The sequence below is a fragment of the Olivibacter sp. LS-1 genome (assembly GCF_008245145.1).
In the GTDB taxonomy this organism is placed as follows: domain Bacteria; phylum Bacteroidota; class Bacteroidia; order Sphingobacteriales; family Sphingobacteriaceae; genus Olivibacter; species Olivibacter oleidegradans.
In genome coordinates, this window is sequence record NZ_CP041643.1 from 5,793,957 (window position 1) to 5,820,267 (window position 26,311).

General features: G+C 41.0%; 23 protein-coding genes and 1 tRNA gene. 6 read left to right on the top strand and 18 right to left on the bottom strand.

Annotated elements, in window-relative coordinates; all coding sequences use genetic code 11:
- Window positions 1-10 precede the first annotated feature (10 nt).
- On the top strand, window positions 11-916 hold the full coding sequence (gene dapA / locus FKG96_RS24210) for a 4-hydroxy-tetrahydrodipicolinate synthase (RefSeq protein ID WP_130858335.1): 906 nt from the start codon (window positions 11-13) through the stop codon (window positions 914-916).
- A 97-nt stretch (window positions 917-1,013) separates the two neighbouring features.
- On the opposite strand, the gene FKG96_RS24215 is transcribed toward dapA, so the two are convergent.
- The 14 genes from FKG96_RS24215 to mraZ all read right to left on the bottom strand — a co-directional run bounded on the left by FKG96_RS24215 (window position 1,014) and on the right by mraZ (window position 18,405).
- Window positions 1,014-2,255 carry an aminotransferase class I/II-fold pyridoxal phosphate-dependent enzyme gene (locus FKG96_RS24215; protein WP_149106254.1) on the bottom strand — a complete coding sequence of 414 codons (1,242 nt, stop codon included), beginning with the start codon at window positions 2,253-2,255 and terminating at the stop codon, window positions 1,014-1,016.
- Between the two features lie 318 nt (window positions 2,256-2,573).
- Window positions 2,574-4,271 carry a cell division protein FtsZ gene (gene ftsZ / locus FKG96_RS24220; protein ID WP_130858333.1) on the bottom strand — a complete coding sequence of 566 codons (1,698 nt, stop codon included), beginning with the start codon at window positions 4,269-4,271 and terminating at the stop codon, window positions 2,574-2,576.
- A gap of 256 nt (window positions 4,272-4,527) precedes the next feature.
- A complete protein-coding gene (gene ftsA, locus FKG96_RS24225; protein ID WP_013663381.1) occupies window positions 4,528-5,862 on the bottom strand; it encodes a cell division protein FtsA in 1,335 nt (444 codons plus the stop codon).
- A gap of 2 nt (window positions 5,863-5,864) precedes the next feature.
- A complete protein-coding gene (locus FKG96_RS24230) occupies window positions 5,865-6,698 on the bottom strand; it encodes a cell division protein FtsQ/DivIB (RefSeq protein ID WP_130858332.1) in 834 nt (277 codons plus the stop codon).
- A complete protein-coding gene (gene murC, locus FKG96_RS24235) occupies window positions 6,691-8,055 on the bottom strand; it encodes a UDP-N-acetylmuramate--L-alanine ligase (RefSeq protein ID WP_130858331.1) in 1,365 nt (454 codons plus the stop codon). Before murC ends, FKG96_RS24230 begins: the two co-directional genes overlap by 8 nt.
- A 21-nt stretch (window positions 8,056-8,076) precedes the next feature.
- A complete protein-coding gene (gene murG / locus FKG96_RS24240) occupies window positions 8,077-9,192 on the bottom strand; it encodes an undecaprenyldiphospho-muramoylpentapeptide beta-N-acetylglucosaminyltransferase (protein WP_130858330.1) in 1,116 nt (371 codons plus the stop codon).
- Window positions 9,193-9,203: 11 nt separating this feature from the next.
- On the bottom strand, window positions 9,204-10,397 hold the full coding sequence (locus FKG96_RS24245; RefSeq protein ID WP_130858329.1) for an FtsW/RodA/SpoVE family cell cycle protein: 1,194 nt from the start codon (window positions 10,395-10,397) through the stop codon (window positions 9,204-9,206).
- A gap of 30 nt (window positions 10,398-10,427) precedes the next feature.
- On the bottom strand, window positions 10,428-11,801 hold the full coding sequence (gene murD / locus FKG96_RS24250) for a UDP-N-acetylmuramoyl-L-alanine--D-glutamate ligase (protein ID WP_130858328.1): 1,374 nt from the start codon (window positions 11,799-11,801) through the stop codon (window positions 10,428-10,430).
- A 7-nt stretch (window positions 11,802-11,808) separates the two neighbouring features.
- Window positions 11,809-13,053: a phospho-N-acetylmuramoyl-pentapeptide-transferase gene (gene mraY / locus FKG96_RS24255; protein ID WP_013663387.1), complete on the bottom strand. Its 1,245-nt coding sequence runs from the start codon at window positions 13,051-13,053 to the stop codon at window positions 11,809-11,811.
- Window positions 13,054-13,076: 23 nt separating this feature from the next.
- The gene (locus FKG96_RS24260) at window positions 13,077-14,540 is read right to left on the bottom strand and encodes a UDP-N-acetylmuramoyl-L-alanyl-D-glutamate--2,6-diaminopimelate ligase (RefSeq protein WP_149106255.1); all 1,464 of its coding nucleotides are present in this window, start codon (window positions 14,538-14,540) and stop codon (window positions 13,077-13,079) included.
- A complete protein-coding gene (locus FKG96_RS24265) occupies window positions 14,537-16,618 on the bottom strand; it encodes a penicillin-binding protein (RefSeq protein WP_013663389.1) in 2,082 nt (693 codons plus the stop codon). Before FKG96_RS24265 ends, FKG96_RS24260 begins: the two co-directional genes overlap by 4 nt.
- A complete protein-coding gene (locus tag FKG96_RS24270; protein ID WP_013663390.1) occupies window positions 16,619-17,032 on the bottom strand; it encodes an FtsL-like putative cell division protein in 414 nt (137 codons plus the stop codon).
- A gap of 4 nt (window positions 17,033-17,036) precedes the next feature.
- The gene (gene rsmH / locus FKG96_RS24275; RefSeq protein WP_013663391.1) at window positions 17,037-17,948 is read right to left on the bottom strand and encodes a 16S rRNA (cytosine(1402)-N(4))-methyltransferase RsmH; all 912 of its coding nucleotides are present in this window, start codon (window positions 17,946-17,948) and stop codon (window positions 17,037-17,039) included.
- On the bottom strand, window positions 17,941-18,405 hold the full coding sequence (gene mraZ / locus FKG96_RS24280; protein ID WP_013663392.1) for a division/cell wall cluster transcriptional repressor MraZ: 465 nt from the start codon (window positions 18,403-18,405) through the stop codon (window positions 17,941-17,943). Before mraZ ends, rsmH begins: the two co-directional genes overlap by 8 nt.
- A gap of 497 nt (window positions 18,406-18,902) precedes the next feature.
- Between mraZ and FKG96_RS24285 the strand changes: the two genes are divergently transcribed.
- A complete protein-coding gene (locus FKG96_RS24285; protein WP_041386995.1) occupies window positions 18,903-19,133 on the top strand; it encodes a BON domain-containing protein in 231 nt (76 codons plus the stop codon).
- Window positions 19,134-19,201: 68 nt separating this feature from the next.
- Here FKG96_RS24285 and pgk read toward each other — a convergent pair whose 3' ends face one another.
- Together pgk and gap are read right to left on the bottom strand one after the other, a co-directional pair.
- Window positions 19,202-20,392, bottom strand: a complete 1,191-nt coding sequence (gene pgk / locus FKG96_RS24290; protein WP_130858326.1) for a phosphoglycerate kinase — start codon at window positions 20,390-20,392, stop codon at window positions 19,202-19,204.
- Window positions 20,393-20,655: 263 nt separating this feature from the next.
- Window positions 20,656-21,660, bottom strand: a complete 1,005-nt coding sequence (gene gap / locus FKG96_RS24295) for a type I glyceraldehyde-3-phosphate dehydrogenase (protein WP_130858325.1) — start codon at window positions 21,658-21,660, stop codon at window positions 20,656-20,658.
- A 114-nt stretch (window positions 21,661-21,774) separates the two neighbouring features.
- On the opposite strand from gap, the gene FKG96_RS24300 reads away from it, so the two are divergent.
- Window positions 21,775-21,960 carry a hypothetical protein gene (locus FKG96_RS24300; RefSeq protein ID WP_013663396.1) on the top strand — a complete coding sequence of 62 codons (186 nt, stop codon included), beginning with the start codon at window positions 21,775-21,777 and terminating at the stop codon, window positions 21,958-21,960.
- On the opposite strand, the gene FKG96_RS24305 is transcribed toward FKG96_RS24300, so the two are convergent.
- The gene (locus FKG96_RS24305; RefSeq protein WP_130858324.1) at window positions 21,957-22,784 is read right to left on the bottom strand and encodes an alpha/beta fold hydrolase; all 828 of its coding nucleotides are present in this window, start codon (window positions 22,782-22,784) and stop codon (window positions 21,957-21,959) included. The two genes, FKG96_RS24300 and FKG96_RS24305, sit on opposite strands and share 4 nt — an antisense overlap.
- Before the next feature lie 235 nt (window positions 22,785-23,019).
- On the opposite strand from FKG96_RS24305, the gene FKG96_RS24310 reads away from it, so the two are divergent.
- Window positions 23,020-23,093, top strand: a tRNA-Arg gene (locus FKG96_RS24310).
- Window positions 23,094-23,333: 240 nt separating this feature from the next.
- Here FKG96_RS24310 and FKG96_RS24315 read toward each other — a convergent pair.
- Window positions 23,334-24,728 (bottom strand): hypothetical protein, encoded by a 1,395-nt coding sequence (locus FKG96_RS24315; protein WP_149106256.1) that lies wholly within the window; start codon window positions 24,726-24,728, stop codon window positions 23,334-23,336.
- Between the two features lie 265 nt (window positions 24,729-24,993).
- Here FKG96_RS24315 and FKG96_RS24320 point away from each other — a divergent pair, with 265 nt between their 5' ends.
- A complete protein-coding gene (locus FKG96_RS24320; RefSeq protein WP_130858322.1) occupies window positions 24,994-25,374 on the top strand; it encodes an AraC family transcriptional regulator in 381 nt (126 codons plus the stop codon).
- Window positions 25,375-25,456: 82 nt separating this feature from the next.
- Window positions 25,457-26,212, top strand: coding sequence for an SDR family oxidoreductase (locus tag FKG96_RS24325; RefSeq protein WP_013663401.1), 756 nt, complete (start codon window positions 25,457-25,459; stop codon window positions 26,210-26,212).
- Window positions 26,213-26,311 lie beyond the last annotated feature (99 nt).

Genomic DNA, 26,311 nt, shown 5'->3' on the forward strand with positions numbered 1-26,311 from the left:
ATAAAAAGGAATGAATAGCCTACATGGTGCCGGAGTGGCATTAGTAACCCCATTCAACAGTGATGGGAGTATCGACTTTGAGGGATTAGCTAATTTGATCGAGTATCAAATAGAAGGAGGTATGGACTATCTGGTTAGTATGGGTACAACCGGAGAAGTCGCTACATTGACAAAAGAAGAGAAGAAAAGTATTTTAGACTTCACTGCCGAGAAAGTTGCGGGACGCGTACCTTTGGTAGCCGGTTTCGGAGGAAATAACACCGCTGAATTGGTTGCGCAAATAAAGGACTTCAAAAATCCGGCTTATCAAGCTATTTTATCCGTAAGCCCCTATTATAATAAACCAACTCAAGAAGGAATTTATCAGCATTATAAGGCAATCGCACAAGCTACGGATCTTCCTATTATACTATATAATGTACCCGGCAGAACGGGAAGTATGATAAATGTCGATACCATTATTCGCTTAGCCAATGATTTTGACAATATCATTGGTGTAAAAGAAGCCTCCGCCAACTTTGAGCATTTTACACGTATTATGGCAAACAAGCCGGATAGCTTCTTATTGATTTCAGGCGACGATGCCCTTACCCTTCCCATGATGTCTTTGGGAGCTGTTGGCGTAATCACGGTAGTCGGGAATGCCTTCCCAAAGCAAACTCAGCGGCTAGTGAAATATTGCAATGAGTGGCACTATGAAGAAGCTCGCAAGCTTCATTATGAGCTACTAAACATCGATGACTTATGTTTCATTGAAGGGAACCCTGCAGGTGTCAAAGAGATGCTCCAGGAGCTCGGCGTATGCAAAAATTATGTACGGTTACCTTTAGTAAGTGTAAGTGAAGAAACAAAACGGAAAATTGCGCTGGCCGTTAATGATCTACAAGCTAAAACAAAGCTAGCAGAAGCAAACTAAGCAGTAATAACAATAAAGCTAAAGCTAAGACAATAATAAGAAAGCCTCCTAATATTCGATTAGAAGGCTTTTTTATCATAAAAGCAAGGTCGCGCGATTAGGCCGGCACAACTTGTTGTTCTCTATAGTGACCGTTGTTCAATTTCTCAGCGATTTCCGAGAAAGCGAAAATTGTTCGATTCACATCTTCAAGAGTATGCATTGCCGTCGGAATCAAGCGCAGTTCAATTTGTCCCTTCGGAATTACCGGATAAACAACAATAGAACAAAAAATACCGTAATTTTCTCTTAAGTCCATCGTTAATGCAGTCGCTTCTGATAGGTCGCCTTTCAGAAATACAGGCGTAACCATGGTATTCGTATGGCCTATATCAAATCCGTTATCTCTTAGGCCTTTCTGCAAGGATAAAGCTACTTCCCAAAGTTTTTCCCGAAGCACAGGCTGCCCCTTCAACAATTCTAAACGCTTCTGAAGGCCCACAACCATAGGCATAGGTAAAGATTTCGCAAAGGTCTGAGAACGCATATTATAGCGCAAGAAGGTTACAATTTCCTCATTAGCTGCCACAAAAGCACCAATACCGGCCATTGACTTGGCAAAAGTGCCGAAATAAATATCTACACCATCTACGCAATCCTGAGCCTCATGCGTTCCAGCTCCAGTTGGTCCCATAGTGCCGAAGCCATGGGCATCGTCTACTAACAATCTAAAATTAAACTCACTCTTTAACTCGTTGATCTCCTTTAATTTGCCTTGGGCACCCGACATACCAAATACACCTTCAGTAATAAGAAGAATGGCTCCACCTGTTTGTTCAACTATTTTGGTTGCACGCTCTAATTGCTTTCTACAACTTTCTACATCATTGTGTTGATAGACATATCGCTTGCCCATATGCAATCGAACGCCGTCTATAATGCAAGCATGCGACTCAGCATCATATACAATCACGTCATTTCTATCAACCAAGGCATCGATGATCGACACCATACCCTGATAGCCATAATTCAAAAGAAAAGCATCCTCCTTTCCCACAAAAGCGGCTAGATCTTGTTCCAACACTTCATGTTGATTTGAATTACCGGACATCATCCTTGCGCCCATCGGATAAGCCATACCATATAACTTTGCGGCTTCAGCATCTGTTGCGCGCACTTCCGGATGATTGGCCAAACCGAGATAATTGTTTAGGCTCCAAACAAGATGATCCTTCCCTCTAAATTTCATGTGTGGACCAATCTCACCTTCCAATTTGGGAAAAGAAAAATAACCATGAGACCACTTGTGATGTTGTCCGATTGGACCTAAATTTTTTGATATTTTATCGAATAAATCCAAAGTAAATACGTTTAATTTAATTAATACCTCTCAAAACCACAAATCCAACTTAGGTCTTTCGTAGAAAACGAATTGAAATGTATCCCGTTTACTTGCCTACCCACGGGTTAATCACTACTGTTCAGATTTCCTAAAAGCCACAATACGTGGTTATTAAATTGTTTACAAAGATAAAGTTTCACCTCAGAATTATCAACTTTCTAGTGAACCATATTCGAAATGAGTATAAAAACTTCTCTTTTATGCATTTATTTAAACAAAAAGGCCAGAAGAGTATACCACTCTTTCCGGCCTTTTTTTGATATCGTTTATAACAATTTAATCGACATTGTCATGAAGAAAAGAGTTGTTAGGTCTTATTTCAGTGATTCCATCTTCTGAAGAAAGTGTAAATCTTGAAACCTGTGACTCAGAAGAGTGAGGCACCTGATCTAAAGACCGCTGCTTCCTTCTATAGGCTGGCTCATTCTCTATCTCCTGTAGGCCATTGGTAGAACGCAGCTTCATACTTAAGTCTTTTAGACGTAATATACGCTCCTTTGTTTTTCGAAGTTGCTCCTCAATACTTTCGTCAGATTTATATTCATCAACTTGCTTGCTTACCGGGGTGCTCTCTGCTTTTGGTGCTTCATTAAAATCAACAGATTCCGGCGTTGAGGTGGCCGCTGGATCAGACACCTGTTGATTAGTATTCGCTTCGTTCGTAAAGAGAAATTCACTTTCGGAAACCTTCAATTGATATTCGTCAGCGGGCTTATTTTGCTCCGATACCGGCTCTTCCTCTACCAACGTGTGTCTGATAATCTCCTCTTTCTTCGGTGTTGCCACCTTATTATCAACCGGGTTCTGGCCAGATGGTCGTCCAAAGCCGCTAAATAAATCGGCCTGCGGCATCGCCGTCGGCTGTACCTTTGCCTGCACAGGCTCAGCTGGAGCTTTTTCTACAACCTCTTCTTTAGGCTTGTTAATAATTTGATTTACAGGCCTTACCAAAGGCACTTTCTCCTCCTCTAATGGAATTGCAATCCGTCGGTTGCTTTCCTCCTGTTTACGCTCCTCGGTAGTTTGGAAACCGGTTGCAATAATAGTAACCGACAGATCCTTATCCAAGGACTCGTCTAAACAATTACCCCAGATAATTTCTGCCGTGAAACCGGCTCGCTCCTGGATATAATCCGTAATGACCGAAATTTCGTCCATCGTAACCTCTTGCGTTCCGGAAGAAATATTCAACAAAATATAACGAGCACCCTCAATTTCACTATCCTTTAACAGAGGTGATGCCAAAGCACCTTCCACAGCTTTTTGCGCGCGATCATCGCCACTAGCTTTCGCATTCCCCATAATAGCCACGCCGCTATCATTCATCACCGTCCGAACATCCTTGAAATCGACATTGATATAACCGGGAATGGTGATAATTTCCGCGATACCCTTTGCCGCCGTTGTTAAAATATCATCTGCTTTGGCAAAAGCTGAACTCATCGTGAGATTACCAAAGATTTCCCTTAATCTATCATTGGATATAACCAAATATGAGTCGACATATTTCCGCAACTCGCCAAGCCCCTCTTCCGCTTGACTCCTCCGCCTCTTTCCCTCGAATGCAAAAGGGGTGGTAACAATTGCTACGGTTAAGATACCTAGCTCTTTAGCCGCTTTCGCAATAACAGGACTTGCACCGGTTCCGGTTCCGCCACCCATACCGGCAGTGATGAACAACATTTTGGTATTCACCCCTAGCATGCGTTTTATATCTTCGATACTTTCAATCGCAGAATTTTCACCTACATCAGGATCCGAACCAGCTCCCATCCCCTCTGTTAAACTGGCACCTAATTGTACTTTATTAGGTATAGGACTTAACTCTAATGCTTGTGCATCGGTATTGCAAATTATAAAGTCCACACCGCTAATACCCTGTCTGTACATGTGGTTAACTGCATTGCCACCACCTCCGCCAACACCTATTACCTTTATAATAGATGATTGTTCTTTAAGCATTTCAAATTTCATACGTGTATAATTTGTTCCTTAAAGGCTCTATGAAATGTATTTATTCCCTGCTCCTTTTCAAATCTGTAAAAGTATGCCGCGCCCTTTTCTTCCTGTTCATCTGCAAGTACGCGTACCCATACTGTCTTAATTTACTCTAAATGAGTGGTATCCTGATTTAATATTTACGTAACTTTCGCATTGTAATATTAATACTTTTTCCACAATTGTTTTCCACAATTGTTTATAATGTGGAAAAAAAACCGAGTGTTGAAAACTATTTAATATAGTCTGTATCTTCAATTTTATTATCATCGCTGATATAGCGAATAATCTTATCTAAGAAGCCAAATGTCTTCTTTCCTTCTTCCGCTATACCTTTGACAGCTTGGCTCTTTACCGGGTGCTCCACCTCATTATACTCAGCGGCCTCAATTCCCTTAATTAACAAGCCAATACCCGTTGCATAGAGTGGACTTTTCAGTTCATCATAAGTGTTCTTCGGCAGCACTTCATTTTTCGACAAATGTTCATTTGGCATACCGATACGACATTCCAAACCAGTCACGTATTCCACCAATTGAACTAGGTGTTTTAATTGCGCCCCTCCTCCTGTAATAACGATTCCACCGATAAGTTTACGCTCATATCCGGATGACTTTATTTCATAATAAACATGCTCTATAATTTCTTCCATCCGGGCTTGAATGATATAGGCTAAATTTTTAACCGAAATCTCTTTGTGTTCCCTTCCACGCAACCCCGGCACACAAATTATTTCATTTTCCCGGTTTTCTTCCGCTAATGCGGAACCGAATCTAACTTTTAACAATTCTGCCTGATTACGCAGAACCGAGCATCCTTGTTTGATATCTTCGGTTACAATATTCCCTCCCAAAGGAATAACGGCCGTGTGTCTAATAATACCTTCATGGAAAATCGCTACATCCGTAGTTCCGCCACCAATATCGACTAAAACAACACCTGCGTCCTTCTCTTCAGGGCTAAGCACAGCTTCGGAAGAGGCTAGCGGTTCCAGAATAAGCTCTTGCGCCTCTAAACTAGCATATTCAACACAACGCTTAATATTTCTTACCGCGCTGACATGGCCCGAAATAATATGAAAATTAGCTTCCATACGTCGACCGGCCATACCAATCGGGTCTTTTATACCTGGCTCATTATCAATTGTAAACTCTTGCGGTAGCACATGGATGATCTCCTCCCCCGGAGGAAGCACCAATTTATACATATCCTCTACCAGCTTCTCTATATCTTTCCTACCAATCTCATTATCATCTTTTCTTGTTAGAATACCCCGATGTTGAAGACTTTTGATATGTTGACCAGCAATACCAACATTTACAACTTTGATATCGACATTGGACTGCGCACTTGCTTCTTCGACAGCTTTAACAATACTTGTAACTGTTTTTTGAATATTGGCAACTACTCCACGGCTCACGCCCAGCGATTCTGCTTTACCAATGCCCAATACCTCTATCTTATTATGCTCGCTCCTCCGACCTACTGTTACGCAGATCTTTGTTGTACCAATATCTAGACCAACAACTATAGGAGCGTCCTTCGGATTAGTAGTTCGTTTTTCCATGTCTAATGCGTGTTAATATGCTGTTTATTATTTTTTTCCTTCTGTATAATACTATCTGCCTTCTCGCAAACAATTTGATTTGCAAATTTTAAATTCACGGTCTTGTAAGTTCCCCATCCTGCCTTCGGAATAATTTGCTTATAAAAGACCATTAACCTGTTAAATTTATTCGGCAACGAATCAGCGTTACCCAAAACGATCTTTTGGTTTCCTACTCTAGGCACAATTTCGATATCTTGTTCTTCATTTACATATAGCTGCTCCACCTGACTGTTCCATAACGAGTCCTTTCCTAAAAAATCAGCCACCTTGCATAAATCCTTTACGAGTGTGGAACGAACGGTATCTCTTTTTCCATCAAAACGTTCTGATACATTCCCATTTGCAACTATGATATGCGGTGCGTACAATTTAGATGTGGGAAATTTGACACCTTCTTTATCAATATAAAAATCATTTCCAACATTATTAATGATACGCATGATGGCCTCCCGTTGCTCAATTTTAACATGCACCATGCCGTCCATCTCGGTAAAAACCTTTACACTTTGAATAAAAGGATTTTGCGCTAACTTATTTTCTAACTCGTGTATCGGCACGTTTTTCAAAAGGTGTCCTGTCAGCGGACCTTCGCTTTCTTCGATAATGCCGAATACATCTTCCTGCGAAACAAAAGCCTGCGATCCGGGAACAATAATTTTAACTCCTTTACAGGCTATCTCATTCTTTTTGGTATTAATAAACCCCATCAGCACAAAAAAACCGGCTAAGGCTAACACCCAGGTGAATAAATAAGTCACCCGACGCCAATTGATCTTTTTGATGCTATTAAACATTTGTCAAAACCTCCTTTATTGGATTTACTAACAGATCAATATCACCTGCCCCAACAGTAAGCAGCACTGGCGGCCGTTCCCTTTTTATATAAGCCAACACATCCGATGCCGATTGCTTATACTTATGTGTTAACTGCACTTTACTCAATAACCAATCTGAATTCACTCCCTCGATAGGCTGCTCTCTGGCAGGGTATATATCCATTAATAACAAAACGTCTGCCAAGCCCAGCACCTCCGCAAATTCGTCGACGAAATCACGTGTACGTGTAAATAAATGGGGCTGAAAAACGCAGGTAATTTCCTTGTCACCATACAGTTCTTTCATAGCAGACAAACAAGCCCTCAACTCTTCCGGATGATGCGCATAATCGTCCACGTAAACCTGGTCTTCGCGATTTACAATGTATTCGAAACGACGCTTAACTCCTTTAAAGGAAGCAAGTGATCCGCTAATCGCCTCGTCGTCAATACCCAACAGCTTGGCAACGGTGATTGCTGCAACGGCGTTCTCAATATTATGTTTGCCAGCAATACCTAGCTTAATATCAAAAATGGATTTATTGTAACCCAGATAATCAAAATAAAAGCATTTATTCCTTATTTGGATATTTGTTGCGTATACGTCCGCCCTTTTTTCAACTGCATAACGAATATCTGTTGGCAAGTGCAAACCTTCCTTAATAATACGTTTGCCATCTTTGGCTACTTGATTTACAAAAAGCCGGAAAGATTCTAACATATGTTCTGAATCGCCATATATATCAAGATGATCAGGATCAGTCGCCGTCACCACCGCAATATTGGGATGCAGCGTAAGGAATGACCTGTCAAATTCGTCCGCCTCTACTACGAATAAATCAGAATCCGCAAGCAGTAAATTTGTATTATAATTAGCTGCAATCCCACCCAAAAATGCAGAACAAGGGCGCCCGCTACTTGTTAAAATATGCGCAATCATACTACTTGTCGTCGTTTTTCCATGGGTGCCCGCCACAGCTATCGTAAAATGCGACTCACTTATCTTTCCCAAGATTTCAGATCGTTTATACAAGCGATAGCCCAGCCGTTGAAAAAAAGCTACCAAATCCAAATCTTTTGGAACAGCAGGTGTATAAATCACTAAACTGCCCTCTCGATCTTCAACAAACGGTGGCGCAATCAGGTCTATGTTATCGCTATAAAAAACATTGATTCCTTCACTTGTCAATTGCCTTGTCAAAGAAGTTTCGGTCTTGTCATAGCCATAAACACGCATTCCTTTATGATGGAAGTAACGGGCGAGCGCACTCATACCGATACCGCCTATACCTATCAGGAACACTTGTTTTATCGCTGTCAATACCGTATTTTCCATTTGTCAACCTTTACGTGCCCGTTATTTGTTAAGTTTAATAAGTTCTAAAACCTCTTTCGCGATTACTTCATCAGCATCCACTTTTGCCAAATTTTTTATATTTGCTGATAAAACTTTACATTCTTCCTTATCCTTTATTAACGCAATCACTTCGTCCATTAATGTTTCCTGTGCCTTCAAATCTTCCACCATAATCGCTGCATTTTTCTTGATCAATGCCAGCGCATTTTTTGTTTGGTGATCTTCAGCGACATTTGGCGACGGCACCAGGATTGCCGGTTTTCCAACAGCACATAATTCAGCAATTGTGCCGGCCCCCGCCCGCGCAACGATTACGTCAGCTGCCGCATAAGCTAAGTCCATGCGGTGGAGAAAGGGCTTCAAACAAACATCCTCCAACCCATCGTCTTTGAGCACATCTTGCATTTTTTCATAATAGTAGCTTCCACACTGCCATATAATCTGCAAATTAGCCTTACGCATTTTTTGCAGACCGTTCAGTATACTTTCGTTTAGCGTTCGAGCACCCAAACTGCCGCCTGTTAGTAAAATCGTCTTCTTATCGTGATCTAAGCCCAACAATTCTTTCGCCTCAAACTCCTTCCCTACAATATCAACGGCATCACGTCGAATGGGGTTTCCCGTAATCAGCAATTTATCTTTGGGGAAAAAGCGATCCATCCCGTCAAAAGCCACACATATCTTTGATGCTTTCGCTCCTAATTTCTTGTTTGTTATGCCCGCATATGAATTTTGCTCTTGTATTAGATATGGAATATTCAGTCGACCGGCAGCATGCAATAAAGGTCCCGAGGCATAACCGCCCACACCGACGACTACATCCGGGCGGAAATTTCGGATAATAGCTCTTGCCCGCTGTATACTTTTCCACAATTTAAAAGGTAGGAGTATATTTTTAAGCAGCGACTGCCTATTGATACCTTGGATATCCAAACCGATAATCTTATAGCCAGCGGCAGGCACCTTATCCATCTCCATTCTCCCATTAGCACCAACGAATAGAATTTCAATAGACGGCTCCAGACGTCGCAACGCATTAGCAATGGCGATGGCAGGGAAAATATGTCCTCCTGTTCCTCCTCCACTAATAATCACACGTTTTGTCTTGCTTTCCATACCTTTTAAGTTTATGCCATTGCCGGAATTTCACCAACAATCACTTTGTCATTTGCCTTTTTACCCCTAGTTTCCTTTTCCTTTCCTTTTGACTTAAGTTCTTCAATATTTCGGCTTACACTCAAAATAATTCCGAATGCCACACTGGTAAACAAAATCGACGTCCCCCCCATACTCACCAAGGGTAAAGGCACACCTGTTACCGGCCCAAGCCCCACGGCCACAGCCATATTTCCAAAGGCTTGGATCGTTAAACTAAAACCTAAGCCCGCAGCCAATAAGGCGCCGAAGGCTTTCGGGCTCTGCGTAACGATACGTATACATCTATACATAAATACTAGATATAAAGCTGCCAAAACGACGCCTCCTACGGCACCATATTCTTCTATGATTATAGCAAAAATGAAATCAGAATAAGGGTGAGGTAACATATTACGCTGTGTACTATTTCCGGGGCCTTTACCAAACAGGCCACCGGTCGCAATTGCAATCTTGGCCTGATTAGCCTGAAACTCCTTATCCGGATCGGGTTCACCTTTGCCTAAAAACGTTTCTACACGGGATATATAGGTTTGTCGACGAGGGCCTAAGAGCACAACTAATGTAAGCAAGAAAACACCCGCTACGCTTACATAAGCTATTTGCTTAATACTGATGCGTCCGATAATAAGTAATAAAATACTCACCGCAAAGAGCATAATGGCCGTAGACATGTTTGCAATAGCAATCAGAATGATAACAATGCAAACTGACCCCATTATAGGCATAAATGCTCTCTTTACGTCTTTTATATTTTCCTGCTTTCGAGTTAACATCCTAGCCAAAAAGGTTATAAGCGCCAATTTAGCCATGTCGGATGTTTGGAACGTTTGGTTAATAACCGGAATGGTAACCCACCTGTTGGCATCATTCACTGATTCGGTAAACAATAGGGTATACAAAAGAAGCGGGATGGTAATGATCATCAAAATTTTTGAGATTCCCGCATAATACCTATAATCCAAAAGATGGGAAAAATACATCAGGATAAGGCCCGCAAAAATAAGCGTAAAATGTTTGATCAAGTATGTTTCAGTTCCTCGCCCCTCTTTATAAGCCAAAGTTCCTGTAGAGCTATAAACGGCCAATAAAGACCAAACGGATAATAATATGACTATTATCCAAATCCATTTGTCTCCTTTCAGTTTATTGAATATACGCTCCATAATTCGTTATTATAAAATAAATCAATTTATTCAAAGCTCACGCACAGCCGCTTTAAACTGATCGCCCCGGTCCTCATAATTTTTGAACAGGTCGAAACTGGCGCAAGCAGGTGACAACAACACCGTATCCCCTTTTTGTGCAATATGATAAGCAATCTGAACGGCCTCACTCATTGTTTGGGTATTCACAATTACATCCGTATCAGCTTCGAAAGCGTTATGAATATTACGATTATCTTTACCTAGGCAAACAATACCGCGCACTTTACTTTGCACCAATTCACGAAGCATACTATAGTCATTGCCCTTATCTACCCCTCCCATAATCAATACAATTTTCCCTGGTAAGCTCTCCAATGCGTACCATACAGAGTTTACGTTCGTTGCTTTTGAGTCGTTTATAAATTCTATCCCGGAAATTTTGGTTACATGCTCCAAACGATGCGGAATATTCACAAAGTCGCCCATACTCTCCCGAATCGACTCGTTCCGTAACTCCCAAACCTTGGCAACAATTCCAGAAGCCATATTATTGTAAACATTGTGTTTTCCCTGTAATGCTAAATCGTTAATAGACATGATAAATCTTTCCTGGTTAGGTAATGTTATTACTATTTCTTTTTCTTCATTCAAATAAGCCCCATATTGCACCTCTTCTGTCAAGCTAAAAGGATACATTGTTGCGTTAATTTCTTTCGCGGTCAGCGCTTTATTTGTTTCCGGATCATCTTTACAATAGATAAAGATGTCGTTCCCGCGTTGATTTCTAGTAATTCTAAATTTAGAATTAACATAGTTTTCCATTTTGTAATCGTAGCGGTCCAAATGATCGGGCGTTATATTCAACAGCACTGCAATATCAGCTCGAAAATCGTACATATCATCCAACATGAAGCTGCTAATTTCGAGCACATATACCTCATATTGTTCCGTAGCGACCTGTAGGGCGAAACTTTTCCCGATATTTCCCGCTAAGCCAACGTTGATACCCGCTTTTTGGAGGATATGGTACGTAAGCATCGTGGTTGTCGATTTGCCATTTGAGCCAGTGATACAAACGGTCTTCGCATCCGTATAACGTGCCGCAAATTCGATTTCTCCTATCACAGGAATCCTTTGTTTCCTTAAGGCTTGTACAATCCCTGCTTTTTCGGGTATGCCCGGGCTTTTAATGACTAAATCAGCGACTAGAATTTTATCGATCGAATGCCCCTTTTCTTCAAATGGAATGCGATGATGTTTTAGCTGACTCTTATATATCTCTTTGATTTCGCCTCCATCCGACACAAACACGTCAAAGCCCTGTTTCATTCCTAAAACAGCTGCACCAAAACCACTTTCCCCTGCTCCCAGAATTACTAGCAGTGGTTTCTTTTGACGTGTATGATGACTCCTATGCTCCATCTCGTTATTATCTCACTTTTAACGTTACAATTGTAATAACAGCTAATATGATTCCGACAATCCAGAATCGAGTAACGATCTTCGATTCATGATAGCCCTTCTTTTGGTAGTGATGATGTAACGGAGACATTAAGAAGATTCTTCTTCCTTCTCCGAATTTCTTTTTTGTATATTTAAAATACGATACCTGCATAATGACTGATACAAGTTCAATGAGGAAGATGCCACATAATACAGGTATGAGTAATTCTTTACGAATCATGATGGCAAAAGCAGCGATAACGCCACCAATAGCCAAGCTCCCGGTATCACCCATGAAGACTTGAGCAGGATAGGAATTATACCATAAAAACCCGACACAAGCCCCAACAAAGGCGCCCGCAAACACTACTAGCTCACCGGAATTGGGGATATACATGATATTTAAATAATCGGCAAAAATGCTATTACCCGACACGTAGGCCAAAATGGCTAATGTTGCACCTATGATAGCGGATGTACCTGTTGCCAAACCATCAATGCCGTCCGTAATATTAGCACCATTTGACACAGCGGTAATGATAAATACGACGAAAGCTAAAAAAACAAAAAAAGCATATTTTCCATCCGGAACGCCAAAAACGCTTAATACCTTTCCATAATCAAACTCGTTATTCTTATAAAAAGGAATATTTGTTTTTGTAGATTTAACTTCTACGTTGTAATAGCTTTTCGTACCATCAAAGTTTTGCTGCATTTCAATATTCTCACCTTTTATTGGGCCATTCACTTTCTGTCTTGTCACAATAGACGGATGATCATGCATTGTCCAGGCAATAATAATTCCCAATCCTACCTGTCCAACCACCTTAAATTTTCCGGCGAGTCCCTCTTTATTCTTTCTAAATACTTTGATATAATCATCTATGAAACCAACGGTTCCCATCCAGACCGTAGCAATGATCATTAGAATAATATAAACGTTCTCTAACTTAGCAAACAGCAGCGTAGGTAAAAGAATACCGGCGATGATAATTAGCCCACCCATTGTAGGCGTACCTTGCTTCTGCGTCTCGCCTTCCAACCCTAAGCTTCTCACCGTTTCACCAACCTGTTTTTTCCGTAGCAGACCGATAAGCCGACCACCATAAACAGTAGTAATAATAAGGGACAATATAACGGTCATACCAAAGCGAAAGGAGATATACTGGAATACCCCGGCACCAGGTAAATTAAAATGATCATGTAAATATGTAAATAAATAATACAGCATCCCCTTTGGTATATTGTTTATTATTAGTCGTTTACCTCTTTAAAAAGATCCTTTAATATTGCTTTATCGTCAAAAGGTCTTTTTTCCCCCATAACTTCCTGATATTTTTCATGTCCCTTGCCCGCTATGAGAACAATGTCACCTGGTTGTGCAAGATGAACAGCTGCTTTGATGGCTTCATAGCGATCCGTGATGGAAAACACATGTCTTTTCTTATCGGCAGGTATCCCAGCTTCCATTTCGCGAATAATCTGTTGCGGATCTTCGCTTCTTGGGTTATCTGAGGTTAAAATCACCTTATCACTTAGGTTTGCGGCTACCGCCGCCATTTCGGGTCGCTTCGTCTTATCCCTATCTCCGCCGCACCCTAATACAGCTATTATTTGTTCCTTATTTTTTCGCAAATCTACAATCGTTCGCAAGACATTTTCCACCGCGTCAGGCGTATGCGCATAATCCACGATACCAATAACACCGTTACCCGAAACCAGCGTATCGAATCTACCTTCTGCTCCGGTTAATCTGCTTAAAATCGTTAACACTCGGGTCGTATCCTGTTCCAAAAGAATGGCAACACTATACACTGCCAACAAATTATAAGCATTGAACGCACCAACTAAACGTATCCATACTTCACGTGTATCGATTTGCATTAGCATACCATTGAAATGGCTTTCCACAATCCTCCCTTTAAAGTCGGCAATATTCTTTAAACCGTATGTCTTTTTGTAAGCGTCGGTATTCTGGAGCATGACGCTTCCATTTTTATCATCTATATTCACCAAGGCAAAAGCCGACTTAGGCAGCATATCGAAAAAAGCCTTTTTCGCTTTTAGATAGGCATCAAAAGTTTTGTGAAAATCCAAATGGTCATGCGTTAAGTTGGTAAAAACACCACCAACAAAGGACAAACCTGTAATTCGATGCTGTGCAACCGCATGCGAGCTAACCTCCATGAAGCAATAATCACAACCACTGTTTACCATCTCACATAAAAGCTCATTTAAGCTTATCGGATCAGGTGTGGTATGGGTTGATTCAATGACGCGCTCGTTCACCTTATTTTGTACAGTCGAAATAAGGCCAACTCTAAATCCGAGTTCAATAAATAATTTATATAGTAACGTCGCAACCGTCGTTTTTCCGTTCGTGCCGGTTACGCCCACTAACTTCAATTTGGCGGATGGGTTATCATAAAAGTTAGCAGCTATCAACCCTAGTGCAAAGCCTGCATTCTCAACTTGTATATAGGTAATGTGCCCACTAAGGTCTTGAGGTAGCTGCTCGCATACCACTATCTTAGCTCCCAGGGCAACTGCTTTATCTATGAATACATGACCATCGGTAAGAGTTCCCCTGACAGCAACGAAAAGATCACCATCTACCACCTGGCGGGAATCAAAACGTACCGCATGAACAGTCACATCCATGCTACCTATAACCTGTTTTATAGATACACCATTCAATATTTTCGATAGCGAAATCATTCTAACTCAATTGTAATAAATCCACCTTTATTTACCAGCTCTCCGGGGTTAACAGATTGCTTAACTACTCTACCTTTTCCCTTTACAAAGGTCTTTACTCCTATATTGCCTAATAGATACATGGCATCTTTAAGCCCCATCCCTTTCAAATCAGGGATTTTATCTTCCGGTAGATGATCATCCGATAACAACACTTTCGCCGTATCTTGTTTCAGGTGTTGTGTCGACTTTAACCCTAAAGCACCGAATACATATTGACTATCCTTCTGAAAGCCATATTTAATCGGCGGAGCAGCTGGTACGGAAGCCATTTGCAATTTCTTAAAATCATGATACATCCGACTGTCTCCTGCGTATACCTTTTCTGCAATTTCCTTAAAAACAGGCGCGGCAATCGTGGTTGCGTAGTACCCTCCCTTCCTTGGATTTTGTACAACGACAATCATCGAATATTTTGGGTTATCTGCCGGGAAATATCCTGCAAAAGACCCTTGATACCTTCTTTTGGTTTTATATCCGGCGGCTCCATCTGCCATTTGGGCTGTTCCGGTTTTACCCGCCATCTTAAAAAGAGAATTTTTTAGCTGTTTAGCGGTTCCTTCTTCAACGACCCCTTCCAACATTCCCCTCATTTTAGCAATCGTTTGGTCTGAAGCAATCTTCTCATTGATCACTCTTGCCTCAAACTTCTCTACAGTATTGCCTAAGCGCCGAATCTCTTTTACAAAAAGTGGGGCGATCATTTTACCATTATTTGCGACCGCATTGTATAACGTAAGCATTTGTAATGGCGTTATCTTTAGTTCATATCCATAAGCCATTTGAGGGAGCGTTAACCCGCTCCACGATCTGCTTTTAGGCGTTTTTATCAAAGGTTGCCCTTCTCCCGGTATTTGTAACCCGAGCGGCTCATTTAGATGCATTGCATAGAGTCTATCTGTAAAAGCAGACGGATTATCTTTATAATATTTATAGATTAATTTGGTGACCGCGGTATTAGATGAAACTTCAAAGGCGCGCTTTACTGAAATCTTGCCATCTCCTTTATGCGAATCCCGAATCGTATGCCTATAGACTCTAAATGTTCCATCTTCCGTATCTACAATATCGCTGGTATCAATCTTACCATCTTCAATCGCCGCCATGTAAGAGGCCAATTTAAACGTTGATCCGGGCTCAGAACTTTGCGCAATGGCATAGTTGAACTTTTCCTTATAAACACCTTCTTCCACCCTTGTGAAATTCGCTACAGCGCGCACCTCCCCAGTTGCTACTTCCATTAAAATCACACAGCCATTATCTGCGTCGCTGGCAATCAACTGTTTTTCGAGCGCCTTTTGTGCAATATCTTGCATATTGATATCAATAGTAGATATGATATCAGCTCCATCGGTTGGAGCTACTTCCGTATCCTCGTTGATAGGCATCCAGCTTCCGCCGGCAATTCGTTGTACCAGCCTGCTCCCACTAACGCCGTCCATATACTCAGCGTAGGCCCCCTCTAAACCAACGGGCTGCACGTTATCATTTTTATAACCTATTGTTCGGGCCGCCAAGGTTTTGAAAGGCAAAATCCTTTTGTTTTTTTGCTCCGCGATAAGCCCTCCTTTGTATTTCCCCAATTTAAATATGGGAAAAGAACGCACGGCTTTCATTTCCTGAAAGCTCACGTTTCTCTTCACCAAAAAATAACGGTTCTTATCCTTTCTGGCTTTACGCAATAAACGTCGATACTGTTCAACCGATTTATCCTGAAAGAAAGATGCCAAACGCGCAGCTAATGAATCAACTTTAGAATAAAAGACATCGTCTTCCAGAATACCTGGCGCCATCATATCCATGCGTACATCATATTCCGGTACCGATGTGGCAAGCAGACTTCCATCTACTGAAAAAATATTCCCTCTAGTGGCTTCTATGGTTTGATAGCGGGTAGACAAACTATCTGCCATTGCCTGCCAATGCGCTCCCTGTACAACCTGAAGGCTGAACATTTTATATAGTACAGCCACCGCAAAGAGAACCATAGCCCCGAAGGAGAGGTACACCCGCAACAATATGTCTGTTCTAATATTCATTTATTTATTAACAATATCTTCTTGCCCTAAAACGATTTTCTTTGGTGGCTCAACCAAAGCCTTCAGTCCGATCGTATCAACCTTCCTCGCCACTTCACTCTGTGTACTCTTAAGCATGAGATCGGCCTTTAGCGACTTATATTCCCAGCTCAAATACTTTACTTCTTTTGACAAGGTGTCGATTTCACGTACACTGTCTTCTGCAAAATGCCGATTGGCTATATATATAATAGCTAAAAGTGCCAAATAACCAATAAAAGGAACCGCCGCAACCGCCCTTGCCGCGGAAAAGCCTTTAGGTGTTAACAGCGATTTCAGAAAGTCCTTTGATTCATCTGCTTTCGCTTCTACATCATTTTGCAAGGCCTCTTGTTGCTCTTCACTTAATCCTTCATTTTTGTACCTGTTCAACATACCTTTAACCATTTAACTTCTCCGCCACCCGTAATTTAGCACTTCTTGCTCGGTTGTTTTGTCTTATTTCATCCTCCGAAGCAATAATGGCTTTTCGACTCACCAGCATAAAAGGCTTTATTTCATTCCCATAAAAATCCTTTTCAACCTCCCCTTTAAATTTGCCTTTTGCCATAAAGTTCTTAACTAATCGATCTTCAAGTGAATGATACGACATCACGACTAACCTTCCTCCCGGCTTTAAAACCGCTTGCGCCTGTACCAAAAACTCTTGCAGGGCCTCCAATTCTTTATTTACTTCTATACGTAGGGCCTGAAAAAGTTGTGCATAGTACTTATTCTCCTTTCCCCTCGGAACCAATTTCGATACGATGGACTTCAAGTCAGACACCGTATTAATAGGCCTCGACAAACGACTTGTCACGATTACCTTGGCCAGGCTTTTTGCATTTTGAACTTCTCCGTACATCCCAAAAATGCGATGCAAATCCTCTTCGGAATACGAATTCAAAATACCTTTTGCATCTAATTCACCTACTCGATCCATTCGCATATCCAAGTCTGCATCAAAACGAATGGAAAACCCTCTTTCCGCTTCATCAAATTGATGCGAAGACACACCCAAATCTGCTAAAATCCCATCAACTTGTTTAAGTCCCTGTAAACGCAAATTATTCTTTAAATACCTAAAATTTTGATGAATCAGCGTAAACCGTTCATCCGGCAGGGCATTATTTAAAGCGTCCGGATCTTGGTCGAAAGCAATGAGTCTCCCTTCCTCACCTAAATGTTGGATAATAGCACTCGAATGCCCCCCGCCTCCAAATGTGACGTCTACATAAACGCCATTGGGCTTTATGGCAAGTGCCTCGATGCATTCTTGCAACATGACCGGTAAATGATAACCATTATCCATCCAGTCTTTTATTTAAATTCCCCATCACCTCCTCCGCCAAAGCAGCAAAATCATCTCCTTCATCATCCCATTGCGCGTCATAAGCATCTTTGGCCCACATTTCAATCTTGTTAAACTGACTCGCCAAGACCACCTCCCCGTCAATTCCCGCGTATTCTAACAAAGGCTTGGGTACTAATACCCGGTTAGCAGCATCCAAAGTAAGTTCAGTGGCTCCGCGCATAAATTTTCTCACAAATTCCCGAGTCTTACGCTCGAAGGTATTTAGCCTACTCAACTCCTCCATAATACGATCCCACTCCTTTCTTGGATAAATCACTAGATGAGCTTCCAACCCCCGGTTAATAACAAGCCCTTCCCGCTCCACCTCAGGCATTTGCTTCTTGAGGCCGGCAGGTAATACCATTCTTCCTTTGGTATCTAGCTTGCATTCAAATTCTCCGAGAAAATGAGCCATCTATACAGTTTATCCAAATAATCAAATGTAAAATTAGATAAATCTTCCACTTTCTCCCACTTTCTCCCACAAAAAAGTTTTCCACAGGTACTTCCTCCCACTCACCGCCATTTTTTCGCAATTTCCAACCATAAATTGACGATTGGAAAAAACCAGTCTCTTAAGCGCTTCAAGTCCTTTTTTACCTTTGACCATCAGCCCCTTCAAACGAAAAAAGAAAAAATATCAGCTGAAAAAAACCGAATGAAATACTGAAAAATATTGTAACATTGATGGAATATCCCTAAATTTATAACAGATTAAACAACTGAGGAGCAACAGTTTAAAACATTATACAACCAAAATTGTATTAGAGAAAACCGCATCCATAAAACAAATAGCGGCCAATTATAATTTAGAATCAAATTTTAGCAGTCATGAACTCCAAACGGTTATTCGTACTACCTGTTATAGTAATGGGAGTATGTTTCTGGCTAATATCATGTAGCTCAAAATCATTGAAGGATCAGCGTGCCCAGCAGGAAATTGAATACGTATTAGAACCAGGAGCACAAGTTGTTGTGTCAGAAGGCATCGCAACATTTACCGGCACTTTTCCGGATGAAGAAAGCATGAGAGAAGCGGAACAGACGGCAAGAAGTATTAAAAGTGTCAAATCGGTAGTCAACAAGGCCACCGTCGCACACAAAGTGCAAACAGCGGTAGATTCAAATGAACCAACGCAATAATTTCTGTAAAAATAAACAGCAAAGGAGGGCAGTGTCCCTCCTTTGCTGTCTTATATCTTTAGGTAAAACTAATCGTTCACTGCTTTTACTCCTGGCAGCTCTTTACCTTCCATATACTCAAGCAGGGCACCTCCACCGGTACTTACGTAACTTACATCATCTGTCATATTAAACTTTGTAACAGCCGCAGCAGAGTCGCCACCACCTATTAAAGAAAAAGCCCCCTCCTTCGTCGCTTCCACCACCGCTTCCGCAACTGCTTTGGTTCCTTTTGCAAAAGTGTCCATCTCAAACACACCCATTGGTCCGTTCCACAAAATAGTTTTAGACGATTTAATAACTTCTGAAAACTTCTTCGCTGATTCGGACCCAATATCTAAGCCCATCTTATCGGCTGGTATTTGGTTGTTCGGACCATCATAGACAGCAGCATCATTTGCAAATTTGTCGGCAATCTGCGAGTCTGTAGGCAAAATCAACTGGACTCCTTTTGCTTTCGCCTTTTCCACTAAGCTATTTGCTAAGTCAAGTTTATCCAACTCAACAAGCGATTGTCCAATTTCTCCTCCTTTTGCTTTCACAAAAGTATAGGCCATTCCGCCACCGATAATCAGATTATCCACTTTAGAAAGTAATGCATCAATCAGTTCTAATTTATCAGAAACCTTTGCACCACCCATAATAGCTGTAAATGGTCTTTCTGGATTATTCAATACCTTTTCCGCGTTTTTTAATTCTGCGGCCATCAAATAACCGAAATATTTAGCCTGAGGGAAAAACTTCGCAATCACTGCTGTTGATGCATGAGCCCGGTGGGCAGTACCGAATGCATCATTTACATAAACATCACCCAATGCCGCTAATTTTTCGGCAAAAGTCTCATCACCTTTTTCCTCTTCTTTATAGAAGCGCAAATTCTCTAGCAACAATACCTCGCCATTTTTTAGATTCTTTGCTTTATCAATCGCCTCTTGACCAATGCAGTCATTTGCAAAAGCGACCTGAACACCCAGCTCTTTAGAGAGATGGTTTACAATATGTTTTAAGGAAAATTTGTCGGTAGGCCCATCTTTTGGTCGTCCAAGGTGCGACATCAAAATCACAGCTCCACCGTCCTTTAAAATCTTTTCGATTGTTGGTTTTGCTCCTTTTATACGATTATCGTCTGTGATATTAAAATTTTCATCCAATGGCACATTAAAATCCACCCGCACTAAAGCCTTCTTCCCGGAAAAGTTAAAATCTTCAATTGTCTTCATTTGAATAGTTATTAATAATATGTTGTTCGCGTTGCTAAGTCAGTAAAAAAGAACCTGCTGCTCAGTATGCCATTACGGGTTACTTCCGTCTCGCAAAAGCTCGAAAGCCCCCTGTTCATTAACCTTGCAGCTTGCACTGTTGCAGCAAACATATAGAAAAATGCTTGCTTCTGCAATAAAGCAATACCGCGGAAAGCGTGAATTAACATAGACTTAAACACATCACGCTCCGAAGTCCTATTCCCTAAACATCAAATCGATAACTAAAAAGCCTGATTAGCTTTTAACTTAAGCAATAGATCTACTAAGCGATTAGAATACCCAAATTCATTATCATACCAGCCCACAACCTTTACCAGTCCCCCTACAACTGACGTTAGTTGGGCATCGAAAATACAGGAAAAAGGTGAGTTGACAATATCGATCGAAACGATGGGATCTTCCGTATACTGTAAAATTCCTTTCAGATCGTTTTCAGCTGCTTTAGCAAACGCATTGTTAATTTCCGATACCGACGGCTTTCTCTCCAATATGCAGGTAAAATCAGTTAGCGAACCATTCAATACAGGTACACGGATGCCTGCACCACCTAATTTTCCATCCAAATGAGGAAAAACATTCGTTACTGCCTTCGCAGCCCCTGTTGTGGTCGGTATAATGGATGAAGAAGCAGCTCGCGCTCGTCTCAAATCTTTATGTGGCGCGTCGTGCAGATTCTGATCACCGGTCATGGAATGGACGGTCGTTATATAACCATCTATAACCTTCCAATGTGCATCCAATACTTTAATGAGTGGAGCTACATTATTTGTGGTACAGGAAGCATTAGACAAAATGGGACTACTCCAATCGACCGTTTCATCATTTACTCCTAATACGATTGTTGGCACTTCCTTATCAGGAGAGGGAGCCGAAATCAAAACCTTTTTCGCGCCCGCCTTCAAATGTTCCGCTGCCAGGTTCTTAGCCGTAAACTTTCCGGTACTTTCTACCACCACATCAATGTCGAGCGTATCCCAAGGTAAATCCTGTGGAGAACGGACGTTAACAATCCGAATGGATTTTCCATTTACAACCAAATCATCACCACTGATAGCGACTTGCCCTTCGAACGGACCATGTACCGAATCATATCTAAATAAATGTGCAAGCGTCGCTACATCAGCCAAGTCATTAATGGCAACTATTTCAATCGCATCATTTCTTCGTATTATATTTCGTAAAGTGTTTCGGCCGATACGACCAAAACCATTAATAGCTACCCTCATTCGTTTGATATATTAGGAATAGGCAAATTTACTTTACCTAACTGTGCAGTTAAAACAAAAAATGTGTTTTTGTGTTAAATCAACGTAAACATTCTACAAACAAATCGTTACACCATGAACAGGCAAAGCAAAAACAAGTTTGAACCCCACGACTCCGAGCAATCTACACCGGAGGATAATAAAGTCGTTAAAAAAAAGAAAGACACGCAATACAAAAAAGAGCCGGCCAATTTAAAAAGCCCTGCCAAAAAGAAAGAATTCAGCGAACAACCTCCCACAAAGCACAATACCCACAACTAAACAAGTTTGGCAAGATATTGCTCCAAGATCTGATTAAAAATTTCAGGGGCTTCTAAATTAGGCAGATGCCCACAGTGCTCAATCTCCACTAATTCTGCATATTTAATATGCTCTTTCAATACTTGGGCTTGCTCTCGGGTCATCAACTTATCTTCACTTCCCCTAATGATCAAACAAGGAAAAGGGATGGTATGCAGACTTTCTGTTGTATCCGTTCTTGAAGCCAAAGCCAAAAGAGTTGCACATATACTACGGATATCATTCCTTCTGATGCTACTACGAATCAAGTCGACCTCTTCCGTCCTTGTCTGCAAGCTCGTCTCCGAAAAAACATTCCTTACAAAACCTATAGCAAAAGTTCGTCTACCATATTTTAGTACCGACTGTATGGTATCGAAGCGTTTAATTTTAGCCTCATTTGAATCCGCTTGCGAGTTCGTATCGGCCAGCACCATTCCATGGAAGACTGAAGGAGCTAATTGATAAGCCCGTAAAGCGATATAACCTCCCATAGAAATTCCACACAACACCACTTTATCCAATCCCAATCTCTCTACAAACGCGATTAAATCCTGTGCAAAAACATCCACACTGAAGTAACCATGTCCACTTGTACTCCTCCCATGGCCACGCACATCCATAGCAATACCTCGAATGTCTTCCGGTAGTGCTTCTAACTGATATATCCACATATTTTTATTAAAGGGAAAGCCATGGATAAAAATGACGGTCTTCGTTGGACGGGCAGACTCTTTCAGCAAATAAGAGACGCTGATATCCCCCACTCGTATTTTTTTTCGTTGTACGGAAAACTGATAATTCATGTTCTTTATAAACTTCAAAGCTAAAAATAAGTTTTACCAATGCATGCATTTTACCACATATCTTGTACCAAGATGTACAAATATTCACTGAAATACATCCCATCAAAAAAATCACTTCTTTTTTTACCCACATAATCAATTATTTAACAAAGAGCACAAAATTTTTAAGCTATTTTTATTTAAATATTTTTGGAATTTTAACAATCGTTCATATCTTTGCATTCCAATTCGGAACGCACTTGTAGCTTAATTGGATAGAGCACCTGACTACGGATCAGGAGGTTAGGGGTTCGACTCCCTTCAAGTGCACATCAGAAAGCGAGATATATAATGAATATATTTCGCTTTTTTATTTTGCAAAAATCTTTATTCTTTTCTAGCCCAAATGTAACCTTGCGTACTTGGTATTTCACTTTTCATTCGGCTCCTTTCTATAGCATCCATTATAGAAACCCTGTTCCTTCGAATAATTTTATACTCTCAACTTTTTTTGCTCTTAATTTTCTACCACTTTAATTTGTCCGTTCTATTGCGTTCGTTTTTATATTTCTACGGTATCTTCCAGTCATTACTCATCAAAACCGGATTAAACTCAATCGAAGTAGTGGTTGCGGTAACTTTTGTCTTTCCATCGGAAGATTCCGTAGTACCGGGGTATGTGATGCCGTTTGTCTCCCTAAAATCTTTATAAATGGACATATTGGGATCAGCATGAATGGTATAGGCGTTTCCTTTCAAGGAATAATCACTGCCAATCAAATAAACAATTTTATGCTGATTTTTGTAGAAAGTAATGATATAATCGTCTCCGGATGGAGAGACAACTCCGCTTAAGAAATAGCTATTTAAATTTTTATGTAAACCCAGCACCCCTTGGTACAAGCTTAACATTAGCTCCTCTTTTTCGTCTTGCGACAGGGCTTTTTTTACTCCCTCTACCCACTGCCAGCCTTCATTTCCGTTCAGCTGTTTTACCAGCAGCAACTTACCGTTTCGTCGCAGCTCGGCGCGTATTTTATTGTTGACAATATCGGTTACAAGGGTAGCTTGTATATTACCTGTTATGGTGGCAATTTCTCTGACAGTTGTTATCTTATCTATACTTTCGCCACCATACTGCCTCCGGAGACCAATTAATAGATCGGCTGGTGTAGGAAGCCGGGTTGTCACAGATAGGTCGGCGGGGCCGCTATCCTCTGTTGTTCGTTGTGTAGTTATAGTCGCTTCCCCCTCTTCCTGTCGGAAATAGAATTCTCCATCCAGCAAAACCAGGTCTTCTTCGTTCGGTGGACTATAAAAGAAGCTATGTTTGGAAACTGTTCCATTGCCGAATGTAAACGTTATTTCTCCATCGCCAAGCTGATACGTTCCACTGCTTATACCCCTTTTTTCAAATTGGCCACCCACGGTACCCCCTGTTGCATCTCCTGCTACTCCTACCATGCCGGAACGGTCCATCGAAAAATTTCCCTTTCCATCAAAATACAGATAATTTGAAGAAAAAGCACCTACAGCCGGCGTACCTGTTCCCATACCCCCACTGGTAGAAGCATTCCTTTTTTCATATACGCCCGCGGGAAGAACCGCCACTTTCTTCACCTTATGTAAAGTATGCTTCACACCAGCGGTGCTTTCGAGATTACCATTGGTTGCCAACGTATACTTTTCGCTTTCATCCCCGTTTTGGAATGTCAGCTGTACGATATTATTTGTATTTGTATAATAACCGCTAACTTTCGTTTTCCAGTCAGTTTGGCTTAATGCGTTATTAAAGGTACCATCGTTTCTGAAATAGATCACGATATTATTGATCTGCATGCCTTGAAAGGGTGTGGTATATAGCTCTGCACCAATATATACACCGTTAATCCTTAACGACTGTGCATGCACAACAAATATCATTACAATGAACAGACAAAGGGATAGGAAGCGTTTTTTTGTCATAAAAATACATGTTAAACAATCTTTTCGGACAACTTATTTGTAAAAATTATTCCAATTAAATATCCGTATTGTTCGATTAAAAATCAATAAGGAGCTCAGTAAACTATTCCTTAAACTTGCGAACTGAATTTCCGGTATTTGGCGAAATGCACAAACAAGCCGCAAATTTCAGGACTATACGCTATTCGTCTTTATAGAATTATTTTTAACTTGCGATTAACGCTAAATAATTCAACTGTTTAATAAAACCGTTAATCAGTCTACGATGAAAAACGAGAAACAGCTTACAAGGAGTGAAGAGATCACGGAACAATACTTTCGCTTATTAGATAAGCATCTACTGGATATCGTTGAGGCGCGAGCCACAGAAATGATGTCCCTTAAGCAAATCGCTGAAAAGCTTTTTGTATCGCACAATCATTTAACTGATACAATACAAAAGACGAGGGGCCACCATCCTTGTCATTTCTACGATCTAAAAATAATTGATTGGGCAAAAAGGCTTTTGTCTGATTCTGAACATCCTGTCAGGGAAATTGCGCTTCTCTTAACTTATGATCCTTCTAATTTTTCAAAATTCTTCAAGAAAATGACCGGTCAAACTCCCGGTCAATTCCGGGAATCCCGGACACCGAAGGTCTCTTAAATAAAAATCCGAAAAGTTCACCATAATAATAGTGAACCGAATCCGATTTTTGTCTAATTCATAAACTTAAAATTTAAATGCTATGGCACGAAATGATTTGAATGGAAAAGTAGTTCTTATTGCCGGTGGAGGTAAAAACCTTGGAGGTTTGCTGAGTAGAAATCTGGCAGCAAAAGGTGCAAAAGTCGCAATTCATTACAACAGTGAGCAGACCCGGCCAGATGCCGAGCAAACACTTGCAGCTATAAAACAATCGGGTGGTGATGCGTTTCTTTTTCAGGCTGATCTCACCCAGATTGCCAATATCAAAAAGCTTTTTGAAGAAACAAAAAGCAAATATGGAGGAATCGATATTGCGATTAATACGGTAGGACGTGTATTGAAAAAACCATTCGTAGATACTACAGAAGAAGAATATGACAACATGTTTGACATCAATTCAAAAGTAGCCTATTTCTTCCTTCAGGAGGCTGGAAAACAGCTTAACGATAACGGAAAAATATGTACCATTGTAACCTCCTTACTTGCTGCCTATACCGGTTATTATTCAACTTATGCCGGTGCAAAAGCACCGGTAGAAGACTTTACGCGATCGGCTTCGAAGGAATTCGGTGAACGTGGCATATCCGTTACAGCAGTAGCGCCCGGACCAATGGATACCCCCTTCTTTTATGGGCAAGAAAGCGACGATGCGGTGGCTTATCATAAATCTGCCTCCGCTTTGGGTGGCCTAACAGACATCAAAGATATCGCGCCGTTAGTTGAATTTTTGGTAACAGATGGTTGGTGGATCACCGGACAAACCATTTTTGCAAACGGTGGCTACACCACACGCTAAAGCATATCTAAGAAAGATGATGTTTTATCCATCATCTTTCTTTTCCTGTATATAGTCAGCACATTAGGTTCTTTTGACTTAAAACATATCATCCACCTA